The sequence below is a fragment of the Amycolatopsis rhizosphaerae genome, from assembly GCF_007713715.1.
Classification (GTDB): domain Bacteria; phylum Actinomycetota; class Actinomycetes; order Mycobacteriales; family Pseudonocardiaceae; genus Amycolatopsis_E; species Amycolatopsis_E rhizosphaerae.
In genome coordinates, this window is the sequence record NZ_VJWX01000741.1 from 1 (window position 1) to 2318 (window position 2318).

2 protein-coding genes are annotated in these 2318 nt (G+C 73.5%); one reads left to right on the forward strand and one right to left on the reverse strand.

The window, feature by feature from the left end:
• The first annotated feature begins 51 nt into the window (after positions 1 to 51).
• Positions 52 to 1092 carry a cytochrome P450 gene (locus FNH05_RS36285; RefSeq protein WP_144593355.1) on the forward strand — a complete coding sequence of 347 codons (1041 nt, stop codon included), beginning with the start codon at positions 52 to 54 and terminating at the stop codon, positions 1090 to 1092.
• 45 nt (positions 1093 to 1137) lie between these two features.
• Here FNH05_RS36285 and FNH05_RS36290 read toward each other — a convergent pair.
• A partial coding sequence (locus FNH05_RS36290; protein ID WP_144593356.1) for an aldehyde dehydrogenase family protein occupies positions 1138 to 2318 on the reverse strand: 1181 nt, incomplete at its 5' end.

A 2318-nucleotide genomic window follows, 5' to 3' on the forward strand; every position in this document is an offset into this window, starting at 1 on the left:
GTCCGGCGGAGTCCGCCGCCGGACCGGGCCCGAATTTCGGGGAGTATGGGCATGACCGTTTCCGCCGCCAGGAAATCACGCGAGATCGTCTTCGCCCCGCGGATCGCGGACCTTTTCCGCCGATACCGGGGCGAATCCCTGTTCCGTCTGGAACCCGACACGGTCGGGGTCGCCGGTGCCGGATTGATGGACCGGCTCCTGCTCAGCCGTCGCGCGAACGCGGAAGAGCGCCCCACGTTCAAACCCGTACTGGGCCGCCACATCACCAAAACCGAATCGGCCACGCTGATGCGCGCGGTCGGCGCCGATGTCCGTGCCGCGCTGGGGAAACCGCCGGGCGAGCCGGACCTCACCGGGAGCTGGCCGCAGGTTCCCCACAACTACCTGCGCGATCTGGTGTTCGGTGCGGAGCGCCTGCGGTTCCGGATGCTGGTCGACCGCCGCCTCGAGCTCACCCCGAAGCTCACCTGGTCGGCCGTCACCTGGGCAGCGGCGCTGTTCGGCAGGCCCGCGCCCGAAGTCGCGCTCTCCTCCCTCGCGCGGCTCGTGCTGGAAGCGGACAGCTTCGCCGACCGCCGGTTCGCGATGTACCTCTACCGGCGGGTCGCGGGCCCGGTCTGTTTCACGGTCGCCGCGCTGGTCACCAACGCACTGTGGCTGGGCGCGCCGTTCGCCGGGGACGTGCCGGACGAGTACCTCCTCAACGAAACCCTCCGGCTGCTTCCGCCGTCCTGGAACATCCTGCGCCGCCGCTCACCGGAGTTCACCGCGGTCGACAGCCGGATCGGGCCGCGGGACGACGTCCTGCTCCTGCCGCTGCTCAGCCACCGCGACCCCGCTCTGTGGGAGGCTCCCGACGAGTTCCGTCCCGAGCGCTGGGCCGAGCTGGACCCGGACACCCACCCCGGCTACCTCCCGTTCGGCCACGCCACCGAACGCTGCTGGGGACGGCACATGGTGCTGCCGCTGGCGGCACGCCTCCTCGCCCTCGCGCGTCGTGACGGGCTCACCGTGGATCCGCGCCAGGCGAAGGGCCGCGTGCACCTGGACGGCCTGCTGGAGGTGTCGGGCGTGCGGGTCGTCCGTTCGTGACCCTGGCGCGGCGGGCGAGCCCTCTCGACGCGACCGAGAAGCCCCTCAGTCGCGGGTGAGGGTGCCGTCCACGCGGCGCCAGACCCCTTCGGGGTTGCCGTCGCGCAGCACCGGCGGCAGCAGTGCGGCGGGCACGTCCTGGTAGGCGACGGGCCGCAGGAAACGCTCGATCGCGAGCGAACCGACCGACGTGGTGCGGGCGTCGGAGGTGGCGGGGAAGGGACCGCCGTGCACCATCGCGTGCCCGGCCTCGACGCCCGTCGGCCAGCCGTTGACCAGGATGCGCCCGGCCCGCAGTTCCAGCAGCGGCAGCAGTGCGGCGGCCAGTCCGTGGTCCTCCGGTTCGGCGTGCACGGTGGCGGTGAGCTGGCCCTCCAGGCCGTGCAGCACCGCGGTCAGCTCCTCGGTGCCGGAACACCGGATCACCACCGAGGTCGCACCGAAGACCTCCTCGTGCAGTGCCGGATCGGCGAGGAAGGCGGTGGCGTCCACAGTGAACAGTGCGGCCGCACCGCAGGCGGCACCCGCACCGGAGGCGCTGTGGGCCAGTTCGGTGACCCCGGGGCGTCCGGCGATCCCGTCCCGGCCCTCGGCGTAGCCGCGGGCGATGCCGGTGGTGAGCATGGTGGCCCCGCCGTGCGCCGCGACGGCCTTGGCGGCCGCGGCGAGGAATTCGTCGAGACCGGGGCCGTCGAGGACCAGCACCAGCCCCGGGTTGGTGCAGAACTGCCCGGCCCCCAGGGTCAGTGACGCCACGAAGTCCGCGCCGAGCCGCCCGGCCCGGGCCGCGAGCGCTCCCGGGAGCACGACGACGGGGTTGACGCTGCTCATCTCGGCGTACACCGGGATCGGTTGCGGCCGCGCCGCGGCGGCCCGCACCAGCGCCAGTCCGGCGGCACGGGATCCGGTGAACCCGACGGCCCGGATCCGCGGATCGGTGACCAGCCGCGTGCCCAGTTCCGGCCCGTCCCCGACGAGCAGGGAAAACACGCCTTCGGGCAGTTCGCAGGCTGCCACGGCGGCGCGGACGGCGGCCGCGACGAGTTCGGAAGTGCCCAGGTGCGCGTCGTGCGCCTTGACCACGACGGGACAGCCCGCGGCCAGCGCGGAGACGGTGTCACCGCCCGCCACCGAGAAGGCGAGCGGGAAGTTGCTCGCGCCGAACACCGCGACGGGGCCGAGCCCGATCCGGCGCTGGCGGAGGTCGGGGCGGGGCAACGGGGTCC